General features: G+C 61.7%; 20 protein-coding genes. 14 read left to right on the top strand and 6 right to left on the bottom strand.

Annotation, left to right across the window (positions count from 1 at the left end):
- Together ACK41V_RS04650 and ACK41V_RS04645 are read left to right on the top strand one after the other, a co-directional pair.
- The gene (locus ACK41V_RS04650; protein ID WP_409778491.1) at positions 1-1,104 is read left to right on the top strand and encodes an amino acid ABC transporter permease; all 1,104 of its coding nucleotides are present in this window, start codon (positions 1-3) and stop codon (positions 1,102-1,104) included.
- Positions 1,105-1,127: 23 nt separating this feature from the next.
- Positions 1,128-1,871: an amino acid ABC transporter ATP-binding protein gene (locus tag ACK41V_RS04645; protein ID WP_409778488.1), complete on the top strand. Its 744-nt coding sequence runs from the start codon at positions 1,128-1,130 to the stop codon at positions 1,869-1,871.
- 107 nt (positions 1,872-1,978) lie between these two features.
- On the opposite strand, the gene ACK41V_RS04640 is transcribed toward ACK41V_RS04645, so the two are convergent.
- Entirely contained in the window at positions 1,979-4,231 is a 2,253-nt protein-coding gene (locus ACK41V_RS04640) for an EAL domain-containing protein (RefSeq protein ID WP_409778485.1), read from the bottom strand.
- A gap of 82 nt (positions 4,232-4,313) precedes the next feature.
- The gene (locus ACK41V_RS04635; protein WP_409778482.1) at positions 4,314-7,295 is read right to left on the bottom strand and encodes an EAL domain-containing protein; all 2,982 of its coding nucleotides are present in this window, start codon (positions 7,293-7,295) and stop codon (positions 4,314-4,316) included.
- Positions 7,296-7,496: 201 nt separating this feature from the next.
- Here ACK41V_RS04635 and ACK41V_RS04630 point away from each other — a divergent pair, with 201 nt between their 5' ends.
- The 5 genes from ACK41V_RS04630 to ACK41V_RS04610 are packed head-to-tail and all read left to right on the top strand — an operon-like array spanning position 7,497 to position 12,992.
- Positions 7,497-8,333 carry a GNAT family N-acetyltransferase gene (locus ACK41V_RS04630; protein WP_409778479.1) on the top strand — a complete coding sequence of 279 codons (837 nt, stop codon included), beginning with the start codon at positions 7,497-7,499 and terminating at the stop codon, positions 8,331-8,333.
- Entirely contained in the window at positions 8,333-9,202 is an 870-nt protein-coding gene (locus ACK41V_RS04625; protein WP_409778476.1) for a UDP-2,3-diacylglucosamine diphosphatase, read from the top strand. Before ACK41V_RS04630 ends, ACK41V_RS04625 begins: the two co-directional genes overlap by 1 nt.
- Positions 9,199-10,287 (top strand): glycosyltransferase family 4 protein, encoded by a 1,089-nt coding sequence (locus tag ACK41V_RS04620; RefSeq protein ID WP_409778474.1) that lies wholly within the window; start codon positions 9,199-9,201, stop codon positions 10,285-10,287. The genes ACK41V_RS04625 and ACK41V_RS04620 overlap by 4 nt, the downstream gene beginning before the upstream one ends.
- 48 nt (positions 10,288-10,335) lie before the next feature.
- A complete protein-coding gene (gene ppk1 / locus ACK41V_RS04615; protein WP_409778471.1) occupies positions 10,336-12,531 on the top strand; it encodes a polyphosphate kinase 1 in 2,196 nt (731 codons plus the stop codon).
- Positions 12,528-12,992: a SixA phosphatase family protein gene (locus ACK41V_RS04610; RefSeq protein WP_409778468.1), complete on the top strand. Its 465-nt coding sequence runs from the start codon at positions 12,528-12,530 to the stop codon at positions 12,990-12,992. Before ppk1 ends, ACK41V_RS04610 begins: the two co-directional genes overlap by 4 nt.
- Positions 12,993-13,058: 66 nt before the next feature.
- On the opposite strand, the gene ACK41V_RS04605 is transcribed toward ACK41V_RS04610, so the two are convergent.
- A complete protein-coding gene (locus ACK41V_RS04605; protein WP_409778465.1) occupies positions 13,059-13,571 on the bottom strand; it encodes a hypothetical protein in 513 nt (170 codons plus the stop codon).
- Between the two features lie 52 nt (positions 13,572-13,623).
- Complete coding sequence (locus tag ACK41V_RS04600; RefSeq protein WP_409778463.1) at positions 13,624-15,102, bottom strand: exopolyphosphatase; 1,479 nt, start codon at positions 15,100-15,102, stop codon at positions 13,624-13,626.
- A 255-nt stretch (positions 15,103-15,357) separates the two neighbouring features.
- Between ACK41V_RS04600 and pstS the strand changes: the two genes are divergently transcribed.
- The 7 genes from pstS to phoR all read left to right on the top strand — a co-directional run bounded on the left by pstS (position 15,358) and on the right by phoR (position 22,091).
- A complete protein-coding gene (gene pstS, locus ACK41V_RS04595) occupies positions 15,358-16,380 on the top strand; it encodes a phosphate ABC transporter substrate-binding protein PstS (protein WP_409778460.1) in 1,023 nt (340 codons plus the stop codon).
- Positions 16,381-16,491: 111 nt separating this feature from the next.
- Positions 16,492-17,481 (top strand): phosphate ABC transporter permease subunit PstC, encoded by a 990-nt coding sequence (gene pstC, locus ACK41V_RS04590; protein WP_409778458.1) that lies wholly within the window; start codon positions 16,492-16,494, stop codon positions 17,479-17,481.
- Positions 17,482-17,532: 51 nt separating this feature from the next.
- Positions 17,533-18,387 (top strand): phosphate ABC transporter permease PstA, encoded by an 855-nt coding sequence (gene pstA, locus ACK41V_RS04585; protein WP_100410826.1) that lies wholly within the window; start codon positions 17,533-17,535, stop codon positions 18,385-18,387.
- Positions 18,388-18,443: 56 nt separating this feature from the next.
- Complete coding sequence (gene pstB / locus ACK41V_RS04580; RefSeq protein ID WP_409778454.1) at positions 18,444-19,232, top strand: phosphate ABC transporter ATP-binding protein PstB; 789 nt, start codon at positions 18,444-18,446, stop codon at positions 19,230-19,232.
- Positions 19,233-19,243: 11 nt separating this feature from the next.
- Positions 19,244-19,945, top strand: a complete 702-nt coding sequence (gene phoU, locus ACK41V_RS04575; RefSeq protein WP_409778451.1) for a phosphate signaling complex protein PhoU — start codon at positions 19,244-19,246, stop codon at positions 19,943-19,945.
- 22 nt (positions 19,946-19,967) lie between these two features.
- Positions 19,968-20,675 carry a phosphate regulon transcriptional regulator PhoB gene (gene phoB, locus ACK41V_RS04570; protein ID WP_409778448.1) on the top strand — a complete coding sequence of 236 codons (708 nt, stop codon included), beginning with the start codon at positions 19,968-19,970 and terminating at the stop codon, positions 20,673-20,675.
- Positions 20,676-20,747: 72 nt separating this feature from the next.
- Positions 20,748-22,091, top strand: coding sequence for a phosphate regulon sensor histidine kinase PhoR (phoR, locus tag ACK41V_RS04565; protein WP_409778446.1), 1,344 nt, complete (start codon positions 20,748-20,750; stop codon positions 22,089-22,091).
- Here the strand turns inward: phoR and ACK41V_RS04560 are convergent.
- Positions 22,045-23,412 (bottom strand): MATE family efflux transporter, encoded by a 1,368-nt coding sequence (locus ACK41V_RS04560; RefSeq protein ID WP_409778443.1) that lies wholly within the window; start codon positions 23,410-23,412, stop codon positions 22,045-22,047. The genes phoR and ACK41V_RS04560 overlap by 47 nt on opposite strands.
- Positions 23,412-25,112, bottom strand: a complete 1,701-nt coding sequence (locus tag ACK41V_RS04555; protein ID WP_409778440.1) for a hypothetical protein — start codon at positions 25,110-25,112, stop codon at positions 23,412-23,414. Before ACK41V_RS04555 ends, ACK41V_RS04560 begins: the two co-directional genes overlap by 1 nt.
- Positions 25,113-25,212: the final 100 nt, after the last annotated feature.

The following is a 25,212-nucleotide window of genomic DNA, read 5'->3' as shown; positions in this document are numbered from 1 at the left end:
ATGGTTGCCAAAACTTTTGAATCCATCGCACCCCGCCCGGCACCGGTACAAAACCGTGGCCTCGCTGGCTGGCTGCGCAGCAACTTGTTTGCAGACTGGAAGACCTCGGTCTCGACCGCCATCATTGGCGGGTTGTTGCTTTGGTATGTGCCGCAGTTGCTGAACTGGGGCTTGTTCCAGGCCATCTGGCAGCCCGATTCGGACGCCTGCCGTGCAGACGGCGTGGGCGCCTGCTGGGGCGTGGTGGCCGAGAAATACCGGCTCATCATCTTTGGCCGCTATCCGTTTGACGAACAGTGGCGCCCCCTGGTCGCGACGGTGCTCATGGTGTCGATGCTGGTGGCCAGCTGCACCCGCGTTTTCTGGCGCCCGTGGCTGGTGCTGCTGTGGGCGGTGGTGTTGGCCAGCTTTTTTGGCCTGATGTACGGGAACGTGTTGGGCATGACCCGGGTAGAGACTGACCGCTGGGGCGGCCTGCCGCTGACCATTTTGCTGGCCACGCTGTCCATCGTGATGGCGTTTCCGCTGGCGCTGATGGTGGCACTGGGCCGCCGTTCTTCGCTGCCTGCCATTCGCAGTTTCTGCACCATCTATGTCGAGCTGGTGCGGGGCGTGCCCCTGATCTCGGTGCTGTTCATGGCGTCGTTCATGTTCCCGCTGTTCATGCCGCAGGGGGTGACGATTGATGTGCTGATCCGTGTGCTGGCGGGCATCACGTTGTTTGCTGCGGCCTACCTGGCCGAGGTGATTCGTGGCGGGCTGCAGGCCATCCCCAAGGGGCAGGTGGAGGCCGCGGCCACGCTGGGGCTGTCGTACTGGCAGACGCAGCGCAAGATCGTGCTACCGCAGGCGCTGGCCATTGTGGTGCCCGGCATCATGAACAGCTTTATTGCGATCTTCAAGGACACCTCGCTCGTCACCATCGTCAGCCTGTATGAGCTGACCGGCTCGCTGGGCCTGGCGCTGAACTCTGACGCCGATTGGCGGCCCTACAAGATCGAGGGCTACCTGTTCATTGCCCTCATCTATTTCGCGTTCTGTTTCTCCATGTCCCGTTACAGCCTCTGGGTTGAAAAGCAGGCCAATAAGGGAAGACAGCGCTAATGCCACCCGAACCTCATTCCGCCATGTCTGAACCCATCATTACCTTCGACAAAGTCAACAAGTGGTACGGCAACGACTTTCATGTGCTGCGCGACATCGACCTGCAGGTGGCCAAGGGCGAGCGCATTGTGGTGTGCGGGCCGTCGGGCTCGGGCAAATCCACGCTGATCCGCTGTATCAACCGGTTGGAAGAGCACCAGGAGGGCCGCTTGGTGGTAGACGGCATCGAGCTGTCGGACGACATCAAGGCCGTTGACACCGTCCGCAAGCAGGTGGGCATGGTGTTTCAGCAGTTCAACCTGTTCCCCCACCTCACGGTGCTGGAGAACCTCACCTTGTCACCCATGTGGGTGGGCAAGCTGCCCAAGAAGGAAGCCGAGGCGCGCGCTATGCAACAGCTGGAGCGCGTGCGCATTGCTGAGCAGGCGGGCAAATACCCGCTGCAGTTGTCGGGCGGGCAGCAGCAGCGCGTGGCCATTGCGCGGGCCCTGTGCCTCACGCCCAAGATCATGCTGTTTGACGAGCCCACCTCGGCGCTGGACCCGGAGATGATCAAGGAGGTGCTGGACGTGATGATCGAGCTGGCCAACCAGGGCATCACCATGATTTGCGTCACGCACGAAATGGGCTTTGCCAAGGCGGTGGCCGACCGGGTGATCTTCATGGACCAGGGGCAGATCGTGGAGCAGAACACGCCGACCGAGTTCTTCAACCACCCGCAGAACGAACGCAGCCGGGACTTCTTGTCCAAGATCCTGGGGCATTGAGTGCGGACAGCGCGCAAACTACCAAAAAGATAGCTGCTAGCGCTTGATGCTATTGGGTTTCAAATACAAAAGTACCTGAAGCCCAATAGAGTCAAGCGCTACCAGCTCTAATTTTTATAGCGACCCGCCTGCACCATGCCCAAATGCTGGCGCATGAACACCTCCAGCTCCGCCGGGGGCAGCGGCGTGCTCAGGTGGTAGCCCTGCGCTTCATCGCAACCCTGTTCACGCAGATAGGCGAGCTGGCCTTCGGTCTCCACACCTTCTGCCGTGGTGCGCATGCCAAGTGCTTGCGCCATGCGGATGATGGCGCTGACGATGGCACGGTCGTTGACGTCGTTGCCCAGGTCGCGCACAAAGGATTGGTCGATCTTGAGCTTGAAGATCTGAAACCGTTTGAGCTGGCTGAGTGACGAGTAGCCGGTGCCGAAGTCGTCCATGGACATGCGCACGCCCCGTGCGTGCAACTGGTCCATGGTGGCCACGGCTGCGTGGGGGTCGTCCACCGCAACGCCTTCGGTCAATTCCAGTTCCAGTGAGTCTGGCGGCAGATCAAACTCGGCGAGCATGCGGCTGACCAGTTCGGGCAACTGGGGCTGGCGGAACTGAATGGCAGACAGGTTGACCGCCATCGTCAGGTGCGGGAACCCGCTCGAACGCCAGGCCTTGAGCTGTGCCAGCGCCGTGCGCAGCACCCATTCGCCAATCTGCAGGATCTGTCCGCTGTCTTCCGCAATCGGGATGAACTCGGCAGGCGATATGCCGCCCAGTTGCGGGTGCTGCCATCGCAGCAAGGCCTCCACGCTGTGCACCGATCCTGTGGACAGGCTCATCTGGGGTTGGTAGTGCAGGTGAAACTGCTCGCGCTCCAGCGCCCGGCGCAGGGCGTTTTCCAGCTTCAGGGCGCGCACCGACTCCGCCTGCATCTCGGGGGTGAAGAAGCGAAACGTGTTGCGCCCATCCAGCTTGGCCCGGTACATCGCCACGTCTGCCGATTGCGTCAGCGTGTCAAAGTCCGCCCCGTCCTGCGGGAACAGGGCGATCCCCATCGACGGGGCCATGGTCAGCTCGTGGTGGTCGATCTGGTAGTGCTGGCGCGACGCCTCTTGCAGCTTGCCCGCCACACGTGCGGCGCCATGCGCGTTGGCACCGGGTAGCAGAAGGATGAACTCGTCGCCCCCCAGGCGTGACACCGTGTCCTTGTCGCGCACCACAGCGCGCAGCCGCTTGGCAATCTCCACCAGCAGGGCATCGCCTACGCGGTGGCCCAGCGAGTCGTTGACGTGCTTGAAGTGGTCCAGGTCCAGAAAGATCAAGGCCAGCGGCGTGTTGCCCTCTTGCGCCACGCGAATCGCCTGCTCCGCGCGCTCGGACAGCAGCGTGCGGTTGGGGAGGCCGGTGAGCGCGTCGTAGTGCGCCAGCCAGTAAATGCGCTCCTGGTCGGCCTTGCGGTCGTTGATCTCGCGGTGGAGGTTGTCCACGGTCTCGCGCAGTTCGCGGGTGCGGTCCTGCACCTGCTGCTCCAGGTCTTCATGGGCGCGGGCGAGCGCGGCCTGCGCCTGCTTGCGATCAGTGATGTCCATCGTGATCCAGATGGAGCCTTGCGCAGGGGCTGCGGGGTCGATGGGCTTGCTGCGTACCTCGCAGATGACGGGCGTGCCGTCTTTGCGGCACAGCTCGACCTCGCCCTCGTAAGGGATGCCTGCGGCCAGGGGTGGATAGCAGCGCTGGCCGACTTCTTCCCATACTTCATCGCTGGCGTACCAGCGGCGCGATGAGCTGCCCATCAACTCGCCGGGCTGGTAGCCCAACATCTGCTCGAAGTGGTCGTTGCAGCGGGTCAGGTGCCGGTCGCGCAAAAACACGATGCCGACCATGGCGCTGTCAAACAGCAGCTGCTTTTCGCGCACCGCGGCGTTCAAGGCCGCCTGCGCAAGTTTTTGTTCGTTGATGTCGTCGAGGATCCAGATGGAGCCCTCGGTTGTGTCGTGCGGGTTGATGAGCCGGCCGGTCAGACTGCCCCAGAACAAGCTGCCGTCGCAGCGGCGCAGCTGGCGTTCCACGCGAAACGACTGCCCCTGGGCCAACACCGGGTAGGCGCTGCGGCCCAGTTCTCGGAACGCGTCGCGGTTGGGGTAGAAGGCTTCGGTGTTCAGGCCCACCAGGCGTTCAGCGCTGGGGTAACCAAAAATCTCGGCGTACCGCTGGTTGCAGCGCACCACGCTGCGCTGGCGCAGAAACACAATACCAACGCCCGCACTGTCGAGCAGGGTCTGTTGTTCACGCAGTGTGCGTTGCAGGGGCGTGTCGGGAGCGACTGCCGGACGCTGCAAGTCCGGAGTGCTATACGGGGGAGACATGGAGACCGGTACGGGCGAGGGCCATACGGCCTAGGTAATTTGTAGCAAAGTGTAGCAGTCGAAGCTTACAAGCCCTCTGCCGTTATCCCCCTGGGGGGACGCGGTGATGGGTTTCGCCGTTCAGATGCTCGCGCAGGTAGGCTTCAAACGCAGCAGCAGGCAGGGGGCGGCTGAAGAGATAGCCCTGGCCTTCGTCGCACCCTTGTTCGCGCAGAAATTCGAGTTGACCGTCGGTCTCCACCCCTTCGGCCGTGGTCTGCATGCCCAAGGCCTGTGCCATGCGGATGATGGCGCTCACGATGGCGCGGTCGTTGGCGTCGTCGTCCAGGTCGCGCACGAACGATTGGTCGATCTTGAGTTTGTAGATCTGAAAGCGCTTGAGGTAGCTCAGCGACGAGTAGCCGGTACCAAAGTCGTCCATCGACAGTCGCACGCCGCGGTCGTGCAGCTGGTCCATCATGGCCAGCGCTGCCGCGGGGTCGTCTACCGCGGCGCCCTCGGTCAGCTCCAGCTCCAGCCGCCGCGCAGGCAACCCGGCCAGCTGCAGGATGCGGGTCACCATCTCGGGCAGTTGAGGGTGGCGAAACTGCACAGCAGACAGGTTGACCGACACGGCCCGAAGCGGCAGTTGCATGTCCAGCCAGCGTTTGGCGTCGTGCACGGCGGTGTGGAGCACCCATTCGCCAATGGCCACGATCATTCCGCTGCTTTCGGCCACCGGGATGAACTCTGCGGGCGACACCATTCCCAGGTCAGGGTGGTGCCAGCGCAGCAGCGCTTCGGCACCCACTACCTGGCGTGTGTCCAGCGACACCTGCGGTTGGTAGTGCAGCGTGAACTGGTTGCGCTCCAGGGCGCGGCGCAGCGCGTTTTCGATCTGCAGGGCGCGTGCGGTGCGCGCCTCCAGGTCGGCGGTAAAAAAGCCGTAGCGGTTTCGCCCGCTTTGTTTGGCGCGGTACATGGCCGCGTCCGCGCGCTGGTAGAGCGTGTCAAAGGAGTCCCCATCGGCCGGATACATCGCGATGCCCACCGACAAGGTGGTCGTGAGCTCGTAGGCGTCGATCTGAAACGGCTGCGCGATGGCCGCTAGCAACTGGGTGGCGACTTCCGCCGCCTGCGCGGCCGTAGTGGCCGGCAGCAGCAGCAAGAACTCATCCCCACCGAGGCGCGATGCAGTGTCCTGCGGGCGCAGCAGCGACTCCAGTCGCCGCGCTACCGCCACCAACAGAATGTCGCCAATGCGGTGGCCCAGGGAGTCGTTGACGTTTTTGAAGTGGTCCAGATCCACAAACAGCATGGCCAGCGTGCCGCTGCGCGTTTGCTCGTCGGCAACGTGGCGCTGGGCGCGTTCTGCCAACAGCGCACGGTTGGGCAGATGGGTGAGGGGGTCGAAATGCGCCAGGCGCTGGATGCGGTCCTGCGCTTCACGCTGCTGCGTGATGTCGCGAAACAAGGTGATGGAGTGCGTGATGGCGCCATTGCCATCGCGCACGCTGCTCACAGACAGCCACTGCGGGTAGGCCGAGCCGTCGTTGCGGCGTCCCCAGGCTTCTCCTTCCCAGTGGCCGTCTTTTGCCAAACGGGTGTAGACCAACTCGGCATCGATGTTGTGGGTGGACTCGGCCACCGTTAGCAGGCGCAGGGACTGGCCCACGGCCCGGGCCTCGTCATACCCCGTGATGCGCGTGAACGCGCGGTTGATGCGCACGATGGTGTGGGACGCATCGGCAATCACGATGGCTTCGCTGCTTTGGTCAAACACCTGGGCCGTCAGGTGCAATTGCTCTTGGGACCGCTTGCGTTCGGAAATATCGCGCGACAGCACAATAAAGCGCGGTGTGGCGCCGGGCGGTGTGGATTTGCGCGCCGCAGACAACTCAAACCAGGTCGTGCCCAACCCGGGCAAAACCAGCATGATCTGCCGCCCGGTAGACCAGCCCTGCACCTGCGCTTCTTGCAGCACGTCCATGACTGCAATGGCAGCCAGGGCAGGCAGCACATCCGCCACGTTGCGGCCGATCAGCGTGTCGCCCGGCTCGGGCAGCAACTCGGGGCGCTGCGTGTGCACGCTGCAGTAGCGGCCGTCCTGGTCGATCTCGAAAAGAGGGTCAGGAATGGCGTCGATGGTGGCGCGCAATTGTTGTTGCGTGGCCTGTATTTCGGAGGTGCGCTGGGCGACCTGGTCGGCCAGGCCGCGCTCATGGGCTTTCAGCGCAAACAGCAATCGCGCCAAGTAGGCCATCAACAGCGCAAACAGCAAGCCCATGGCGCAGCGTGATGCCAGCACGCCCGTGCTCCCCCATCCTTTGGTGGGGGCCAGGCTGAGGGTCCACTGCCCGTTAGGCAAAGCCAGCGACCGGCTGACGGCATCCTGGCCCGGTGCGGGCACGGAGGCGGCAATGGTCTGCTCTTCGCCGTTGTCGGGGCGTACACGCCACAGTCGGTAGTGGTAGCCGCGCTCGGTCAGCTGGGGCAATCGGGCCGCGGCCAGCACCTCGGGCAGACGGATGGTGACGTAGGTAAAGCCCCAGAAGCTGCGATGGCCCTGCGCGTCGTCGAGATAGACCGGTTGACGACCCACCACGCCCAGGCCTCCCTGCACCAGCTCCATGGGGCCGGCCAGCGTGAGTTGACCGGACTCCCGCGCACGGGCAGATTCGCGGCCCTGCCGTGGATCGTTGAGTTGATCGAAGCCTATGGAGTTTTCATTGCCCTGCCGCGGCACCACCTGCCGGACGACGCCCCCTGGCGAGAGCCCTATGGCGGCGATGCCCGGATAGAACGGCAGCATCTGCTTGCCGATCTCCTCAAACTGGGAAACCGTGCCTTGGCCTTGACGCACCAGCGCGACCAGCGCGTTGTTGGCGGACAGTGCCAGTCCGATGGCGCGCTGCAAGGTCTGCACATGGTCGCCTGCCATGTCCGCCACCTGGGTGCGTTGCTGGGTGCGGTCCTGGCGCTCGAGCGTCCACACCAGCGCCCCGGCGCACGCCGCTGCCAGCACAAACACCGCCAGGGATGCGGTGAGAGGCCGAAACAACGGGAGGGGAGGGAGGGTGGGCACTTGGCAAGTTCCTTGACCAATTATGCAGGCCGTCAGCGCTGAAATCGCATTGGTGGCGAGCAACGAGCGTCATCGCACTGACATGGTTTGGACACGTTCTCGTCACGTGCCAATTCCACACTCCGGCGGAGGGAAACGGTTTCCCGTCGGCGGTTGGGTCTTTTTGGCCGAAGGCCGCCCCATACCAGGAGATGTTGCACCATGAATAAGCTGCCCAACCTGACGTTGCCCTTGTCGTCCGAGACCGGTTCTGGCAATGCATTGCATCACCCGGGTGTTGCGCCCGCGGCTTCCATGCCAGCGTCGGGACGTGGTGCTATCGAGGTGTCATGGGCCCGGCACCAGGACGAAGTCCGACAGGCGCAGAAACTGCGGTTTGATGTCTTCGCGGCTGAAATGGGCGCTCGATTGACGACCCCCATTCCTGGCCACGATGTCGATCTGTTTGACGACTATTGCGAGCACCTGTTGGTGCGCGACGCCCAGAGCCAGCAAGTCATTGGGACTTATCGGGTGCTCACACCCGCACAGGCCAAGCGGGTGGGTGGAACCTATAGCGACACCGAATTTGATCTGACGCGGCTGCGCACCCTTCGCCCCCGCATGGTGGAGCTGGGCCGCAGTTGTGTGCACCCCGACCACCGGCACGGCGGCGTGATCATGGCGTTGTGGGGCGCGCTTGCGGACTTCATGGTGCGCAATCAGCTCGATACCATGATCGGTTGTGCCAGCATTCCCATGCTCTACAACGGAGTGGTCAGCGGCGATGCGGCTGCCAGCATCTGGCAGCAGGTGCGCCAAACCCATCTGGCACCCATTGAGTACCACGTGCTTCCGCGTTTGCCACTGCCGGTGGACCAGCTGGACGGTTCCATCGTGGTGGAGCCGCCAGCCCTCATCAAGGGCTATTTGCGCCTGGGCGCACGCGTGCTGGGCGCTCCTGCGTGGGACCCTGATTTCAATACCGCCGACCTGCCGATGCTCATGCGGCTGGCCGATCTGCACCCCCGTTACCGCAAGCACTTTCTGGGGGCGTGATGCGCGCCGCGTTCGACGCACTCGGCCCGTGGACGAGCGAGACCCTTGGACCCGAAGACATTAAGGCCGAGGTGCATGCCCAGTCGCCGGGGGCACGCAGATATCGCGCGGTGTTCATATCCGACCTGCATTTGGGCACGCCAGGCTGCCAGGCGGAGGCTTTGCTGGACTTTCTCAAACACCACCCCAGCGATTGCCTGTATTTGGTAGGGGATATCGTCGACGGCTGGCAGTTGCGTCGCAAATGGTTCTGGCCGCAAGCGCACAACGATGTGGTGCAAAAGCTGCTGCGGCGCGCTCGCAAGGGCTGTCGTGTGGTGTTTGTGCCAGGCAACCATGATGAGTTTGCGCGCGCCTTTGTTGGACACTCGTTCGGCGGTATCGAGGTGGTGGCCGACGCGGTGCACACCACGGCCGACGGTCGCAGTTTGTGGGTCACACACGGAGACCACTTTGACGGTGTGATTCAGTGCGCCAAATGGCTGGCATACCTGGGCGACAACCTGTATGAGTTCACCCTCAAGCTCAACCGCTACCTCAACACACTGCGCGCACGCATGGGCTTGCCGTATTGGTCGCTGTCGGCTTACCTCAAGGGCAAGGTAAAAAAGGCGCTCAACTACGTTACGGATTTTGAAGTGGCCGTGGCCACTGAGGCCCGCCGGCGTGGCCATGACGGCGTGGTCTGTGGCCATATCCACCGCGCCGAGATGCGCGAAATCGGCGGTACGCTGTACTGCAACGACGGAGATTGGGTGGAGAGCCATACAGCGCTTGTCGAGCACCTGGACGGTCGATTGGAGCTGTTGCAGTGGCCTGCGGTCTCTCCGACCCATACCCACCGCGAAAACGCGGAGGTTGCCCTGTGAAAATCGCCTTGATCACCGACGCCTGGATGCCACAGGTCAATGGCGTAGTAACAACGTTGCGGGAGCTGGTTCACGAACTGGAAGTAGCTGGGCACGAGGTGCAGGTTGTTCACCCCGGCCAATTCGCCACCCGGCCTTGTCCGGGCTATGCGGGCCTTGACCTGGCGGTGAAGCCCGGCAAGCGCGTGGGCCAATTGCTGGATGCCATGAAGCCAGATGCCATTCATCTGGCCACCGAAGGGCCTTTGGGTTGGGCAGGGCGCCGGTATTGCTTGCGCAATCGCCTTGCCTTCACCACGGCGTTCCACACCCGGTTCCCTGAAATTCTGCACGCCGCGTTGCGGGTTCCGCTGTCATGGGGCTATGCGCTGTTTCGGCATTTCCACCGACCTTCGTCTGGGGTTATGGTACCCACGCAAGGCGTATTGCAGATGCTGGAGCGGCGGGGTTTTCGCCATCTGAAGCCCTGGACCCATGGCGTGGATACCCAAGCCTTTCCCTTCCACGGTGAAGTTTGCCAGAGCCCACTCACAGGCACGTTGGCGCACCCCGTGTCCCTGTACGTAGGGCGTATTTCGTATGAGAAAAACATCGAAGCCTTCTTGCAGCTGGAAATGCCAGGTACCAAAGTCGTGTGCGGTGTGGGTCCTCTGGAGGCAAGGCTGAAGGCAAAGTACCCACAAGTGCGCTGGCTTGGCATTCTGGATCGGGCCGCGTTGGCGCAGGTTTATGCGGCCGCAGATGTATTTGTGTTCCCCAGTCGCTCAGAAACCTTTGGTCTTGTGATGCTGGAAGCCATGGCATGTGGCACCCCGGTGGCTGCTTTTCCGGTGGATGGGCCCATGGAGGTGCTGGGGGCGCACACGGGGCAGTCGCCCCGGGGGGGTGTGCTTCATGACAGTTTGCTGGTAGCCACCCAGGAGGCGTTGGCCGTAGCGCGATCAGAAGCGCGCAGCAGAGCGCTCGACTTTACGTGGGCCGAGGCGGCGAAGCTGTTTCAGCAGCATCTGGTGCCAGCCAATTCAGGCGCCAAAGCCGGTGTGTCTGTCACAAAACCTGTCACATCTTTGTCATCTGGGCGTTAAATACTGGAGTCATCCTGCACTCGCCGCGTTCGCGTTTCCATGTTGCCCATGTCCCCTCAAGATGTTCCGCCGCTACAGCGTGAACCCTCCAACGCTGGGGTTGACAACGTTTCCTCGACGTCGCCACACAATTTTGACGTGCCCAACAGCACGGTAGTACCCAGTCGGCCGTCCCACATGTTTCTGGACCGCGACCACAGCATCCTTGCCTTTAACGAGCGGGTGTTTGATTGGGCGGTTCGTTCTGACGTGCCATTGCTGGAGCGGTTGCGCTACTTGTGCATCGTGTCCTCAAACCTGGATGAGTTTTTTGAGGTGCGCGCGGAAGCGCACATTACCGCTGCCCAAAAAGGCGAAACCAAGGGGCTCTACACCACGGCATCGTTCGAGGCGCTGGCCGCCAAGGTGCATGATCTGGTAGAGCGCCAGTACGCCCTGTACAACGACGTATTGGTACCTGCATTCGCCAAGCTGGGAATCCGGATTGTTTCGCACGGGGATCGGACCAGTGCGCAAAAGAGGTGGGTGCACGACTATTTCGTGCGGGAAGTGCGGCCCTTGCTGATCCCCGTGGGGCTGGATCCGGCCCACCCATTTCCCCAGGTGGCCAACAAGTCATTGAATTTCATTGTGCGTCTCAAGGGGCGCGACGCCTTTGGCCGCGAGAATGAAATCGCCATTGTCAAAGTGCCGCGTGCGCTACCTCGGCTGGTACGCATGCCTGCCAAGGTAGCCCCGCAAGAGTCACTGTTTGTCAGTTTGTCGAGCATCATTCGGGCGCATCTCGAAGACTTGTTCCCGGGCCGCGAAGTCACTGAGTTTTCTCAGTTCCGTGTTACACGCCACTCGGACCTTGCCCTGGATGAGGAGGATGTCCGCAACTTGCGCACGGCCTTGCGACAGGGTTTGCAGCATCGCCACTATGGACAAGCAGTTCGCCTGGAAGTGTCTGCAGGTTGTTCGTCCTTCCTGGCGCACTTCCTGCTGGAGCAGTTTGGCTTGCCCCGCGCCGCGCTTTACCGCGTGCACGGCCCTGTCAACTTGGTCCGGCTGACGCAGCTGGTGGACTTGGTGAATGACCCTGAGCTGCTGTTCGCCCCATGGAGTTCCGCATGGCCGCGACAGTTGCAGCCGGGCGTTTCCATCATGGAGCAGCTGCGCCAGCGGGACGTGCTGATTCACCAGCCCTTCGAGAGCTTTGACGGCTTGCTTGAATTCTTGCGAGAGGCTGTCAATGACCCCGATGTGTTGGTCATCAAGCAGACGATCTACCGCACAGGTGCTGATTCCGAACTGATGGATCTGTTGAGCGAAGCGGTACGCCGGGGCAAGGAAGTGATGGCCGTTGTCGAATTGAAGGCACGGTTTGACGAAGAGGCCAATATCAACTGGGCAGAAGCGCTGGAGTCCATCGGCGCGCAGGTTGTCTACGGCGTGGTGGGGCTGAAAACGCACGCCAAAATGCTGTTGGTGACCCGCCGTGAGGGGCGCCAACTGCGGCGGTATGGGCATTTGTCAACCGGCAACTACAACGTGCGTACCGCAAGGCTATACACCGATCTGAGTTACCTGACCGGCGATGAAGAAACAACGGCCGATATGGACGGGGTTTTCAATCACCTGGCAAGCCAGAACCGCCCGCCCAAACTGCGCAAGTTGATATTGGCGCCCTTTCACTTGCACCACCGGATGATCGAGAAGATCGAGCAGGTCGGTTTGGCCGCAAACCGGGGGGAAGATGCACGCATCGTCGCCAAAATGAATGCGCTGACCGACGAGGCGTTGATACGCGCTTTGATTCTGGCCGGGCAGCGCGGCGCGCGCATCGATCTCATCGTACGCGGTGCCTGCATGCTGGCAGCCCAGGTACCGGGCGTGACCGACAACATTCGGGTGCGCTCGGTGATTGGTCGATTTCTGGAGCACACACGCGTCTTTTACTTTCGAAGCGGCGAGCAGGAAGATCTGTATCTCTCTAGCGCGGACTGGATGAATCGCAACATGATGCGCCGCGTCGAACTGGCCTGGCCGGTGACGGACCCCGCTCTGCGGCAGCAGATCGTGGATGAGTGCCTTGTGGCCTATCTCCATGACGACCGGGATGCGTGGACGCTGAATGCCAGCGGTATCTATGATCGCGCTGCTCACATCCAGGATGGCCTAGGCGCGCAAGATGCACTGATGGTTCGTTACGGGCCGAAAACCGCTGCGTCGGTCGCCCGGATTGAGCAAGGAACGGCATGATGGACCTGATTCTGTGGCGCCACGCAGAGGCAGAGGAGCCCGAGGATGGCCGCGACGATCTCGCCCGGACGTTGACCGCCCGTGGCGAAAAACAGGCAGCCCGCATGGCTGCGTGGCTGGATCGCCAGCTGCCTGAAGGCTTGCGCGTGCTGGCAAGCCCGGCCCGGCGTACCGAACAGACCGCCAGTGCGCTGGGTCGCAAGTTCAAGATGCGCGCCGAGCTGTTGCCCGGCGCCATGCCGCAGGATCTTCTGGATCTTGCCCAGTGGCCACGGGCACGCGGCGCGGTGCTGATCGTTGGGCACCAGCCTGTGTTGGGGCAGACCATTGCCCAGCTACTGGGCTTGCAGGCGCCAGAATGCGCCGTGCGAAAGGGCTCAGTGTGGTGGCTGCGCCAGAGGCAGCGGCTGGAAGAGAGTCAAACGGTGTTGATCACCGTGCAATCGCCAGAGTTTCTTTAAACGCTGAGACTGCACGAACCCTGTGCAGACGGCGGATGCTCCACCCGCCCAGCACCAGCGAGCCATTTACTTGCGGGCAGACTTAGCAGGCGTTTTGGTGCTGGGGGCTTTTGGAGTCTCAGCTGCGTCTGCTTTTGGGCGTCCGGTCTTGATCGAGGGAACGGCCTGTAGTGCGGTGCGGAGGCCACTGTCTGGCAGAGTAGCCAACAATTTCAATCCGGCTCGCAGCAGCTCACTTTTTTTGACGGGGTGGGCCAATGTGGAAGCGCGTTGCTTGAGCGCCTCAATGACGGCGTACTCGTCTTTGGGAATGGTGAAGCTGTCGCGCACCAACTTTGGCTTTTTCACCTTCACGTCCTTGGCTACAACGGGTGCTGCTGCCTTGACCGTTTTAGCCACCGCGGTTTTCTTGGCTGCCGACGTCTTTTTAGCCGCAGGCTTTGGAGCGACCTTGACGGCCTTTGCCGCTACGGTGGGAGCCGCCTTCGGCGTGCTCACAGACTTTGCCGACTTGGTCGGCGGCGTGGATGTTTGCGGGGCCAGTGCGGCGGGGGTTGAAGCAGAAGTAGAGGTTGTCATAGCAGTTTTTCAATAAACGGTATAAACAGTTTATACCGTTTTTGTTGGCTGTTCAAGGCAGTTCCGCCACTAGCTCCCACGGTGTTTTTTGCCACGCCTGCATTTCTTCTCTCAGCAGGTGGGCAGACTGTGGGTAGGTTGCGCTCCAGCCCGAACGGGTGGTGATCCGAAAACGCTGATCCTCGCGTTGCAGGGACAGTCCTTTGGTGTCAGGCTCCCGGCGCGCATGGCACAGGGCAACAGCCAATCGCAGGCTGAGCAGTTGCAGCGCGAAGATCGGGTCTTCCAGATCGAGTTCCAACTTGCGAACTTTGCCACGTTGCCCCTGCACCAGCACGCCCAGCCGATGTAGCTCCGGCAAAGCAAACCCGGCAGCGTCGGTGTTGTCGAGGATGTACGCGCCGTGCCGATGGTGGTCGCTGTGTGAAACGATGCAACCTATCTCGTGCAGCCTCGCTGCCCAGTCCAGCTTGCGCGATGCGCGTTCACTGCCAGCGGGAGCTGCCTGGTCAAACAACGCGCATGCTGTGCGTGCCACTCGATCTGCATGTTCTTTATCGACACCAAACCGGTGCATGAGCCCATGGACTGTGGTGGTGCGCAGATCGGTGCCGGGTTGCTCGCGGTCCAGCAGGTCATACAGGGCGCCTTGGCGCAAAGCACCTTGGGCCACCTGCATCTGGTCAATTTCCAGCAGATCAAAAACGGCGCGCAGCACACTGATGCCGCCGCCAATGACGGCCCGGCGTTCTTCTTTCAGCCCCTCCATACGCAGGCGGTCCGCCGATTGCGCCCGCAAGACCTTGTCTTGCAACCAGTTCAATCCGTCTCTGGTGATAAGGCCCTGCGGGCCGCCGGCCGCGGCCAGTACGTCGCCCACAGCCCCGGCGGTGCCCGATGACCCATAGGCAACATCCCATGTGCCGGGCCGGAAGGTCGCTTGCGCTTCGTCTAGCACGGCCTTGGCTGCAATTTCAGCGGCCAAAAAGGCCTGCGGGGTGAACTCGCCTTTTGCAAAGTAACGTTGTGACCAGGCGACACTGCCCACGCGGAAAGACGCGACTGCATGGGGTGTGAACTGTTGGCCCAGGATCAGCTCCGTGGAGCGACCACCGATGTCAACCACCAGCCTGCGTTCGTCCGACTGCGGTAGCAGGCGGGCCACACCTTGGTAGATCAGCCGCGCCTCTTCGGGGCCAGACACCACATCGATGGGGTATCCGAGCACTTCGCGGCCGCGTGACAGAAACTCATCGCGGTTGCGGGCTTCACGCAAAGTCTGTGTCGCCACGGCCCGCACCTGAGCAGGCGGAAAGTCTGCCAAGCGTTCACCGAAGCGTGCCAGGCACGCCCAGCCACGCTCCATCGCGTCGCGGGTCAGGTTGCGGTCTTCGTCCAGGCCATTGCCCTGTCGCACCGTTTCCTTGAGGTACTCCACGCGTTGGATGTGTCCGAATTCATAACGCCCGATTTCAAGGCGAAAACTGTTGGAGCCGAGGTCGACCGCGGCGAGACGTGTGCCGTTCTGCATGTAATTCTTGGTGGAGATTCGTTCGGCATCGTACCGCGAGCGTTTCACTGTGCAACGGCTGGTCAATCTTCGCAAGCAGGGCAACGGCGTTGGCTCGCGGAGTGTGCCCTTGCTTTGTGACAAATGAGTGACCGTGTCTCGGGGTTGAAATGTTTGATGGCAACTCTGTGTGGCGCAGTGTTTGTGTCACCGAATTGTCATCTTGCACCCCTAGAGTTCGTCCTGTTCTGTTAACCCTTAGCCGAAAGGTCTCGAATGAAACGCACATTTCTCAAAACCGTTGCTGTAGCGCTCGCCACGATGGCCGTTGGCAGCGCTTTTGCGGCAGACATCACTGGTGCTGGCGCAACGTTTCCCTTCCCTATGTACGCCAAATGGGCAGAAGCCTACAAGAAGGAAACTGGTACCGGTTTGAACTATCAGTCCATCGGTTCGTCTGGCGGCATTCGCCAGATTCGCGCAAAAACCGTGGCTTTCGGCGCATCGGACGCACCGGTGTCAGGCGCTGACCTCGACAAGGACGGCATGGTTCAGTTCCCAGCCATCATTGGCGGCACCGTGCCCGTGATCAATTTGGAGGGCTTCAAGCCTGGTGAGCTGCGTGTGACGGGCCCTGTGCTGGCCGAAATGTTCCTGGGCAAGATCAGCAAGTGGAATGATCCCAAGCTGACGGCTCTGAACCCCGGCAAGACGCTGCCTGACCAAAACATCACCGTGGTGCACCGCGCCGATGGCTCTGGCACCACCTTCAACTGGACAGACTACCTGTCAGCCGTAAGCAAAGACTGGGCCGATACGGTCGGCAAGGGTGCCGCGGTCAAATGGCCAGCGCCGTCCTCCGTGGGTGGCAAGGGCAACGAAGGTGTGGCTGCCAACGTAACGCGTGTCAAGGGTGCTGTGGGTTACGTCGAGTACGCCTACGTCAAGAAGAACAACATGAACTTCCTGCAGCTGCAAAACGCTGACGGCAAGTACGTGAGTCCTGATGACAAGACTTTTGCCGCAGCGGCAGCAGGTGCCGACTGGTTCAGCGTGCCAGGGATGGGCGTTTCCATGGTCAACGCCAAGGGTGCAGACAGCTGGCCCGTGAGCACGGCCTCTTTCATCCTGATGTACAAGGATCCCGCCGATAAGGCCCAGTCTGCCGAAGTTCTGAAGTTCTTTGACTGGGCTTTCAAGAATGGCAAGGTCATGGCGGCTGAACTGGACTACGTTCCCCTGCCAGACAGCTTGACCGCTGAGATCCGTTCCAAAGTCTGGTCGCAAATCAAGAAGTAAGCCAGTCTGCCCCCAAAATAGCGCCCATTGGCCAGCCGGTCTGGCTGGTGGGCGCTGGTTTGTGGGGTTTCCAGAAGCCAGATGGGAGTCAACATGAGCGTGGGAACCACCATGAGTTCGCAACCAGTGTCCGCCAAAGCGGCGGACGTCCCCACAAAGTCCATGGTGTCGATTGCCAAGCGGCAGCGACTGCAGGACATCTTTTTCCATCGGCTGACCCAGAGCCTCTCTTTGCTGGTACTTGCAGCATTGCTGGCCATCATCGTTTCGTTGTTCGTCTACGCATGGCCGACTTTTCACAAGTTCGGGGTCCAGTTCATCTGGCGCGTGGAGTGGGACATCATCAATGAAGAATTTGGCGCCGCGATTGCCATCGTTGGCACCTTGGCGAGTGCTGGCATTGCGCTGCTGATTGCGGTGCCGCTGGCGTTTGGCATCGCCCTGTTTCTGACCGAAACCTGTCCGGTGTGGCTGCGCCGCCCTTTGGGGACTGCGGTGGAGTTGCTGGCGGCGGTGCCGTCCATCATCTACGGCATGTTCGGGCTGTTTGTTTTCGCCCCTCTGTTTGCAGATTACTTCCAGATGCCGGTACAGAAGCTGCTGGGCTCCATGCCGCTGGTGGGATTTCTGTTTGGCGGCAGTACCAACGGCTTTGGGATTCTGGCTGCAGGCATTGTGCTGGCCTTCATGGTGCTGCCCTTTGTGGCCGCGGTGATGCGCGATGTGTTCGAGATTGTTCCCCCCATCCTGCGCGAGTCCGCCTACGGCCTGGGCTGCACAACGTGGGAGGTAGTGCGCCGTGTGGTGCTGCCTTACACGCAAAAAGGTGTCATCGGTGGGGTGATGCTGGGGCTGGGGCGTGCCTTGGGTGAAACCATGGCCGTGACCTTTGTGATCGGCAATGCCAATCGCATGCCGACCTCATTGTTTTCGCCCGGCACCTCCATCGCATCCACATTGGCCAATGAGTTTGGAGAGGCGGCGGACTTTCACCTCTCCACGCTCTTTGCCTTGGGTTTCCTGCTCTTTGTGATCACCTTTGTGGTGCTCTCGGCCGCCAAGATTTTGATGCTGCGCGCTGAGAAGGCCAAGGGTCTGTGACCTGTGTTCATTCGCTCGCATCGAACGTGAAAACCTTTTGAGAGAAGCCCCATGGAATTCAATCAACAACTCTACAAAAAGCGGCAGCGCTCCAACGCCATCGGCCTGACCCTGTCTCTGGGGGCCATGGTGCTCGGCCTGTTTGTGCTGCTCTGGATTTTGAGCGTTCTGTTGTCCAACGGCTTTGCCGCGCTGGACTGGAACATGTTCACCCAGTCCACACCCGCGCCCGGCTCCGAGGGCGGTGGCCTAGCCAACGCTATTGTGGGCAGCCTGATGATGGTGGGCTTCACGGTGCTGGTGTCCACACCCGTCGGCGTGCTGGCCGGTGTGTACCTGGCGGAGTACGGTGACCAGAGCAAGACGGCCGAACTGACCCGTTTTGTGACAGACATCATGCTGTCGGCGCCCTCCATCGTGCTCGGGCTGTTCGTCTACGCGATTGCAGTGGCGACGGTGGGCAACTTTTCGGGTTGGGCGGGTAGTTTGGCCCTCTCGCTGATTGCTGTGCCGGTGGTGGTGCGCACCACAGAAAATATGCTGCGGCTGGTGCCAGGAAGCCTGCGGGAAGCCGCATTCGCCCTGGGTGCACCACGCTGGAAAGTGTCCACCATGGTCACCCTGCGTGCTGCGCGCAGCGGCGTGATGACGGGCCTGCTGCTGGCTGTGGCACGCATCAGTGGCGAGACGGCGCCCCTGCTGTTTACAGCGCTCAACAACCAGTTCTTCAGCACCAACATGAACGCGCCGATGGCCAATCTGCCCGTGGTGATCTTCCAGTTTGCCTTGAGCCCCTACGAAAACTGGGTCCGCTTGGCTTGGGGTGGGGCACTGCTCATCACGCTGTCGGTGCTCATTCTCAACGTCGTGGCCCGCGTGTTCTTGCGCGAAAAGAACCGCGTTTGATGCTCGACTGAACACGACTCAATAGACACAAACGCCACCATTCTCAGGATTTGACAATGAACGCTACTGCTACCGCCCCAGCCTCCGTCGCCAAAAATGCGCTGGAGCTGCGAAATCTGAGTTTCTTTTACGGCAAGTTTCAAGGTTTGCGCAATGTGAGCCTGGACATCGCCGAACACAAGGTCACCGCCTTTATCGGTCCGTCGGGTTGCGGCAAGTCGACCTTGCTTCGCACGCTCAACCGCATGTACAGCCTGTACCCCGGGCAGCGCGCTGAAGGCTCCATCAACTTTTACGGCCAGAACATTCTGGATGCAAAACAGGATATCAACCTGCTGCGTGCGCGCATCGGCATGGTGTTCCAAAAGCCCACTCCGTTTCCCATGTCCATCTACGACAACATTGCGTTTGGCGTGAAGCTCTACGAGAACTTGAGCAAGAGCGAAATGGACGACCGCGTGGAATGGGCGCTGTCCAAAGCCGCGTTGTGGACGGAGGTGAAGGACAAGCTCAGCCAAAGCGGCCTGTCCCTGTCTGGCGGGCAGCAGCAGCGCCTGTGTATTGCTCGCAGCGTCGCGGTAAAGCCCTCTGTGTTGCTGCTTGATGAGCCCACGTCGGCGCTCGACCCTTTGTCAACTGCCAAGATCGAAGAGTTGATCGATGAACTCAAACACGACTACACGATTGCCATCGTGACGCACAACATGCAGCAGGCGGCCCGTTGCAGTGACTACACCGCCTACATGTACCTGGGCGAGATGATCGAGTTCGGCGCCACTGAGCAGATTTTCTTCAAGCCCGAGCGCAAAGAAACCGAAGACTACATTACCGGCCGTTTCGGCTAAGGAGACACCAGATGCCCGATAAACATCTTTCGTCACAGTTCGACAGCGAACTCAACAGCGTCTCCGCCCGCGTCATGGAGATGGGCGGTCTGGTGGAGTCTCAGATTCGCCAGGCGGTGTATGCACTGTCCCAGTTCAGCCTGGAGGCAGTGGAAACCGTGGCGTCGATTGAGACCCGCGTGAATGCGATGGAGGTCGAGATTGACCAGGAACTGTCCTCCATCATTGCCCGCCGCCAACCCACGGCGCGTGACCTGCGCCTGCTGCTGGCGTTTTCCAAGGCCACGGCCAACCTGGAACGGATGGGCGACGAGGCCAACAAGATGGCGCGCATGGTGCGCTCCATCATCGAAAGCGGTGCCCCGCGTTCGTTGCCATCGAGCGATTTGCGCGTGGCGGCTGAATTGGCTTCGGGCCTGTTGCGCAAGGCCCTGGATGCCTTTGCACGCCTGGACACCAAGATGGCAGTGGACATCCTCAAAGAAGACGACCTGATCGACAGGGAGTTCGACGGTTTTGTGCGCAAGCTCGTCACGTACATGATGGAAGACCCGCGCATGATCTCGCCCAGCTTGGACCTGTTGTTCCTGGCCAAAGCGATTGAACGCATCGGAGACCATTCCAAGAACGTGGCCGAGCTGATCATCTATCTGGTCAAGGGCAAGGATGTGCGCCACACTGCCCTGGACGAGATCGAGTCGGCGGTCTTGTAAGCGAAAGGGCTTTGGCACCACTATGAGAAAGCTCCCACGCGTCCTGATCGTCGAGGACGAACCCGCAATTGCCGAGCTGATTGCCGTCAACTTGCGACACAACGGATTCCAGCCCTTCTGGGCGGAAGATGGTGACTCTGCCCAGCGCGAGCTGGATGCTGTGTTGCCGGACGTTATCTTGCTGGACTGGATGTTGCCCGGGCAGAGCGGTCTGTCGTTGGCCCGCAAATGGCGTGCCGACAGCCGTACCAAGCCCATTCCCATCCTGATGCTCACCGCCCGGGGTGACGAGCCCGACAAGATTGCAGGGCTGGATGCGGGTGCCGATGACTACATCACCAAGCCGTTTTCCACCCAAGAGTTGCTGGCCCGCATTCGCGCGGTGCTGCGCCGCCGTGCGCCGGAGCAGGTGAGCGACAGTGTGACCATTGCCGAGCTGGTGCTTGATGCCGCAACGTACCGCGTTTCGTACCAGGGCCAGCCGCTCAAGGTGGGCCCTACCGAATTCAAGCTGCTGCATTTTTTGATGAAGCACGCTGAGCGTGTGCACAGCCGATCGCAATTGCTCGACAAAGTGTGGGGTGACCATGTGTTCATTGAAGAGCGCACTGTGGACGTTCACGTCAAGCGCCTTCGCGAGGCGCTGGGTGCCGCATCCGTCATGGTGGAAACCGTGCGCGGAGCGGGTTACCGGCTGACCGCCCAGCCCCAGGTGCAGTTGCAGGCGTGACGCTGCAGGTCTGATGTTTTCGATGGGGTGCAACCGTTGTGCCCGGTTTTCTGAGAAGGCTTTGCTGACCGCATGCTGTGGCGTATTTCGTATTTCCTGCTCTGGCAGATAGCAGGCGGTGGCTTGGGTCTTTGGCAGGGCGGTCCTTGGGGCGCAGCCCTGGGCGCTGCCTTGGCCGCGTGGGCGTGGTTCGTGTGGGACTTGCTGCGTGGGGCGCGTGTGTTGCGCTGGCTGCGTACGGGAGACCTCTCCGAAGTCCCCTCCATGCGCGGTATTTGGGGGGAGGCGGCCGACCGCGCAAGGCGCCTTTTGCGCAGGCAGGAGGCATTGATCCGCGACAGCCAAGACCGGCTGCAGGAGATTTTGGCCGCGCTACAAGCCACGCCCAATGGTGTGGTGCTGCTGGACGCGCAGGGTCGCATCGAGTGGTGCAATCAGATGGCTGCCAACCAGTTTGGCTTTGACGCGCAGCGCGACGTGGCGCAGTCGATTGGCAACTTGGTGCGCGACCCTGAGTTCACCGCCTATTTTTCGGAGCAGGATTTCAGCCAGGACGTGGTCCTTGAGGGGCGCTACAGCACGCCCTCGCGGCCTGTGCGTATCTCGGTGCACCTGCATCCATACGGCGACGGCCGCACGTTGCTGCTGTCGCGCGACGTCACGGCACTGGAGCAGGCAGATGCCATGCGCCGAGATTTTGTGGCCAATGTGTCGCACGAAATCCGGACACCGCTCACCGTACTCACTGGTTTTGTGGAAACCCTGCAGACCCTGCCGCTAACGGCAGAAGAGCGTTCGCGCTATCTGGGCATGATGGCCCAGCAGGCGTTGCGCATGCAAAGCGTGGTGCAGGACTTGCTCACGCTGTCGCGCCTGGAGGGCAGCCCGCCCCCGGGCATGGCCGAGTGGACACCCGTTCAGGCGCTGCTCACACGGTGCGAAGAAGAGGGCCGTGCGCTGTCTTCCTTGCTCACGCAGCACCAGCAGCAAACGCACGTTTTGCAGTTCCCGTCCCAGGATGTCTTGCGTTCTGAAGGGGAGGTGGCTGGCGTGCCGACCGAGTTGCAAAGCGCGCTGTCCAACCTGATCAGCAACGCTGTGCGGTATACGCCAGCGGGTGGTGCTATTTCGGTGCAATGGCTGCGCAAGGACGATGGCAGCGCCGTTTTTTCGGTGCACGACACAGGCCCTGGCATTGCGCCTGAGCATATTCCGCGCCTGACGGAGCGCTTCTACCGGGTGGACCGCAGCCGTTCGCGGGAAACAGGTGGAACCGGCCTGGGCCTGGCGATCGTCAAACATGTGCTGCAGCGCCATGGCGCTACGTTGGACATCACCAGTGTGTTGGGCAAAGGGTCGGTGTTTTCGGTCACCTTCCCGGCAAACCGCCTGCGTGGCTTTGTGCTGCCGGGCTGACCGCCCGCCACAACATGGCCATAAACAGGGCTGCCGTGGCCATCAACGCCAAGGCACTGGCGGCCCAGAATGGTGTGGGCGAGGGGTTCATCGCCCACGGGCCCACACCCCGGTAAGCCAACCAATAGCCGCCGCCCAGACCTGCTCCCCATAGCAATCCGCAGTACACCACCAGTGGGGCCACCGTGATGCGGTAGCACCGCAGGACAAATACGCACAGGGTTTGCAGGGCGTCGGCAGCGTGGTAGGCCGCCACCCACATCAGCACACTGCCGGTCATGGCGACTACGCCTGCATTGGAGGAGTAGATGCTGCCAACGTGGTCTTTTGCTATAAATAGTATAGCTGCTAGCGCAATACCAATAAGCGCTGCGAGCCTAAAACCCATAAAAACCGCAGCGCGGGCACGCACCGGGTTCTTCGCACCCATCCAATAGCTGACACGCGCGCTGGTGGCGATGGCCAATGACAGCGGCACCATGTACAACACCGCGGCCAGATTGGATGCAATCTGGTGGGCGGCAGAGGCCGTGGTGCCTTGCCGCGCGATGAAAAGCGCCATCAGCGTGAACGACGTGACTTCCACCATCACGGCAAGCCCGGCGGGTATGCCCAGCCGCGCAAAGCCTGCAATCGTGGGCCAGTGGGGAGGCTCCATCTGACGCCAGATACCCAGTGGTTCGTAGAGATCCTGGGTGCGCAGCAGCCAGATGGCCAGCGCCAGCATGCTGCAATTGACCACCAGCGTGGCCCAGGCGCAGCCCACCACACCCTGCGCGGGCAGCCCCGCTCCGCCAAAAGTGAACCAGATCGACAGTGGCACCTTGAGGAACAGCGAGCCCACCTGCAACAAGGTGACCAGCTTGGGCCGCCCCAGGGCCTGGTTGAGCGTGCTGTAGATTCGAAACAGAAGGGCTGGCGGTAGTGCCAACGCCAAAACGGCAAGGTAGTTTTCGACCTCCACCCGCAAGGCCGGGGGCACTTCTGTCCAGCGCAATAAGGGGCCTGGGGACAGCAGGATCGCTATACCGACAATTGACAAGGCGCCGCACAGGTACAGCGCCTGGCGCAGCGAGCGGCCTACGGCCTCCGTCTCTTGCGCTCCACGCTGCTCCGCCCACACAGGAAGCAACGCCTGCAGCACGCCGATCAGTGCCACGTAAACGCTGATAAAAATCGCAGAGCCCACGGAAAGCGCAGCAAGCGATGCCTCGCCGTGGCGACCCGCAACCATGGTGTCCGTCACGCCGAACGCCATGACGGCAAGTTGCCCCGCCAGCACCGTGATGGCGTGCCGGCCGATGGTGGAAAGCTCGGACATCAGCGCGCAGATCCTGCGCGGCGGAACACCAGAAGGTGGTCGTTCTTGTCGGTGGGTCGGGGGATGGTGGCCTTGAGTTCCCACAAGGCAGCGGTAACCATGCGCTCAGACGCTGGCCACGACGCAATGTCTGCCAACAGCCATTCGCATTCATCCTGCAAACCCGCTCGCTCCAGCGTGAGCGCGCCGTGGTACTGCAACGCCGCCACCTGTGCGCGACTGAGCCCCACGGTTTGCACGCAACCGGGCTCTGGGCCCATCACCGCCATCACGCTGCGCACCTGAGGGGCGTAGCTGCGTGCAAAGTCCAGCAAAGGCAGCCACAAGGTCATCAGCAGCAGCCAGCCCAGTGCAGCGCCGCTCGCGGGCAGCACCAGACTCTTCCAGATGGGGGCTCGGTCGCGGGACGCACGCCACCACACCAAGCCGCCCCAGGCCATGGTGGCCGCAAGGGCGGCCACCATGGCCAACGCCGAAAATTCGGGCACGAAGCCCGGCGCCAGCTTGGCCACGTTGGCTGCGGGTTTGGCGGGGAATCCAGTCTGCATCGCAATCCAGATCACCCAGATTGCGAGCGCAGACGCTGTGAAAAACAGGAGCGTGAACCAGTCGATCAACGCTCCCACGCTGCGGCGCAGCGTAGGCAAGGCGAAAGCCGCCAGCGCGGCCATAGCGGGCAGGCCCAGCAGAAGTGATCGGTCGGCAGGCAATGTGGTGAGGGTGGCCGCAATAGATACGGTCGAGAACCACAGCGGCAGCAGCAGGTGCCGGTGCCCTGGGCGGCTGAGGATCTGTTTGCGCCAGCGCCACAGCGTCCACAAGGCCAGCGGCCACGCAGGCCAGCCAAACCACAGCAGCAATCTCGCAAGGCTTTGCCACTCTTTGCCGTTCGTGTCGGATCCCACGATCCGCCAGCGCCACAGGTCCAGGCTCCAGGCGAGCAGTGCAGCCATCACCACGACTGCGACCAGGAAAAGCGCCCAGCGCAGGCGACGGTCGGCATGGCTGCCAGGTGCATAGACCACCACCGCGATGCTCCCGACACCCAGCAAGGTGGCCAGCGCCGGAGCGCCCGCCAGTGTGAGTCCCGCTATGCCAGCCACCAGGGCCATAGCCGGGGCCACCGTGCGGTGCGGCATTGCCGCCACGGCGAAGAAGGTGAGCGCCGTGCAACTCAACTGCACCAGATAGCTGGTCACCTCGTGCGATAACTGTGCCAGGCCCAGGCAGGCAATCAGGGCCAGCAATCCTCCATCGGCGATGGCGCGGGCATAGTCGGGTGGGTTCGCTTCGCCGCCAAAGGCAAACGCCACAGGTTGGGCCCCCGGGCTGCGCGCGAGATAGTAAACCGCATACCATGTGGCAATCAATGTGATGGCCAGCAATCCGGCAAAGGGCAGGCGAACGGCCAACTCTGCTGAAATCCATGCCGGTGCGATCTGTATGGCCCATGCTCCCAGCCAATAAGGCAGCAGGCCTTCGGTTTCCGGCGCCATTCCGCCCAGCAGCGGGCTGAACCACGGTGTGCGCCCGTGGGCCAACTCCAGCATGTAACCAAAGGCCGTAACGTCGGCACTTTTCCAGGGGTCACGCCCTAGGAAACCCGGCACGACGTAGGCAATGCAAAGAAGCATCAACGCCCAGCGTGGCAGAGGGCTTACGGCATTCTGGGTAACGATGGCGGGGGTCGGTGGAGTCACACTTCAGTGGGTAGCAATGCGGAGCCACCGAGAATAAGGGCAAAAACAATAAAAAAGGCAGCCCGGTTGCCCGGGCTGCCTTTTTGGCGGGAACGCAGGG

Source organism: Acidovorax sp. (genome assembly GCF_046291265.1).
Taxonomy (GTDB): domain Bacteria; phylum Pseudomonadota; class Gammaproteobacteria; order Burkholderiales; family Burkholderiaceae_C; genus Acidovorax.
Note: the sequence above shows the minus strand (reverse complement) of the source record. Positions and strands in the feature narration are given on the sequence as shown.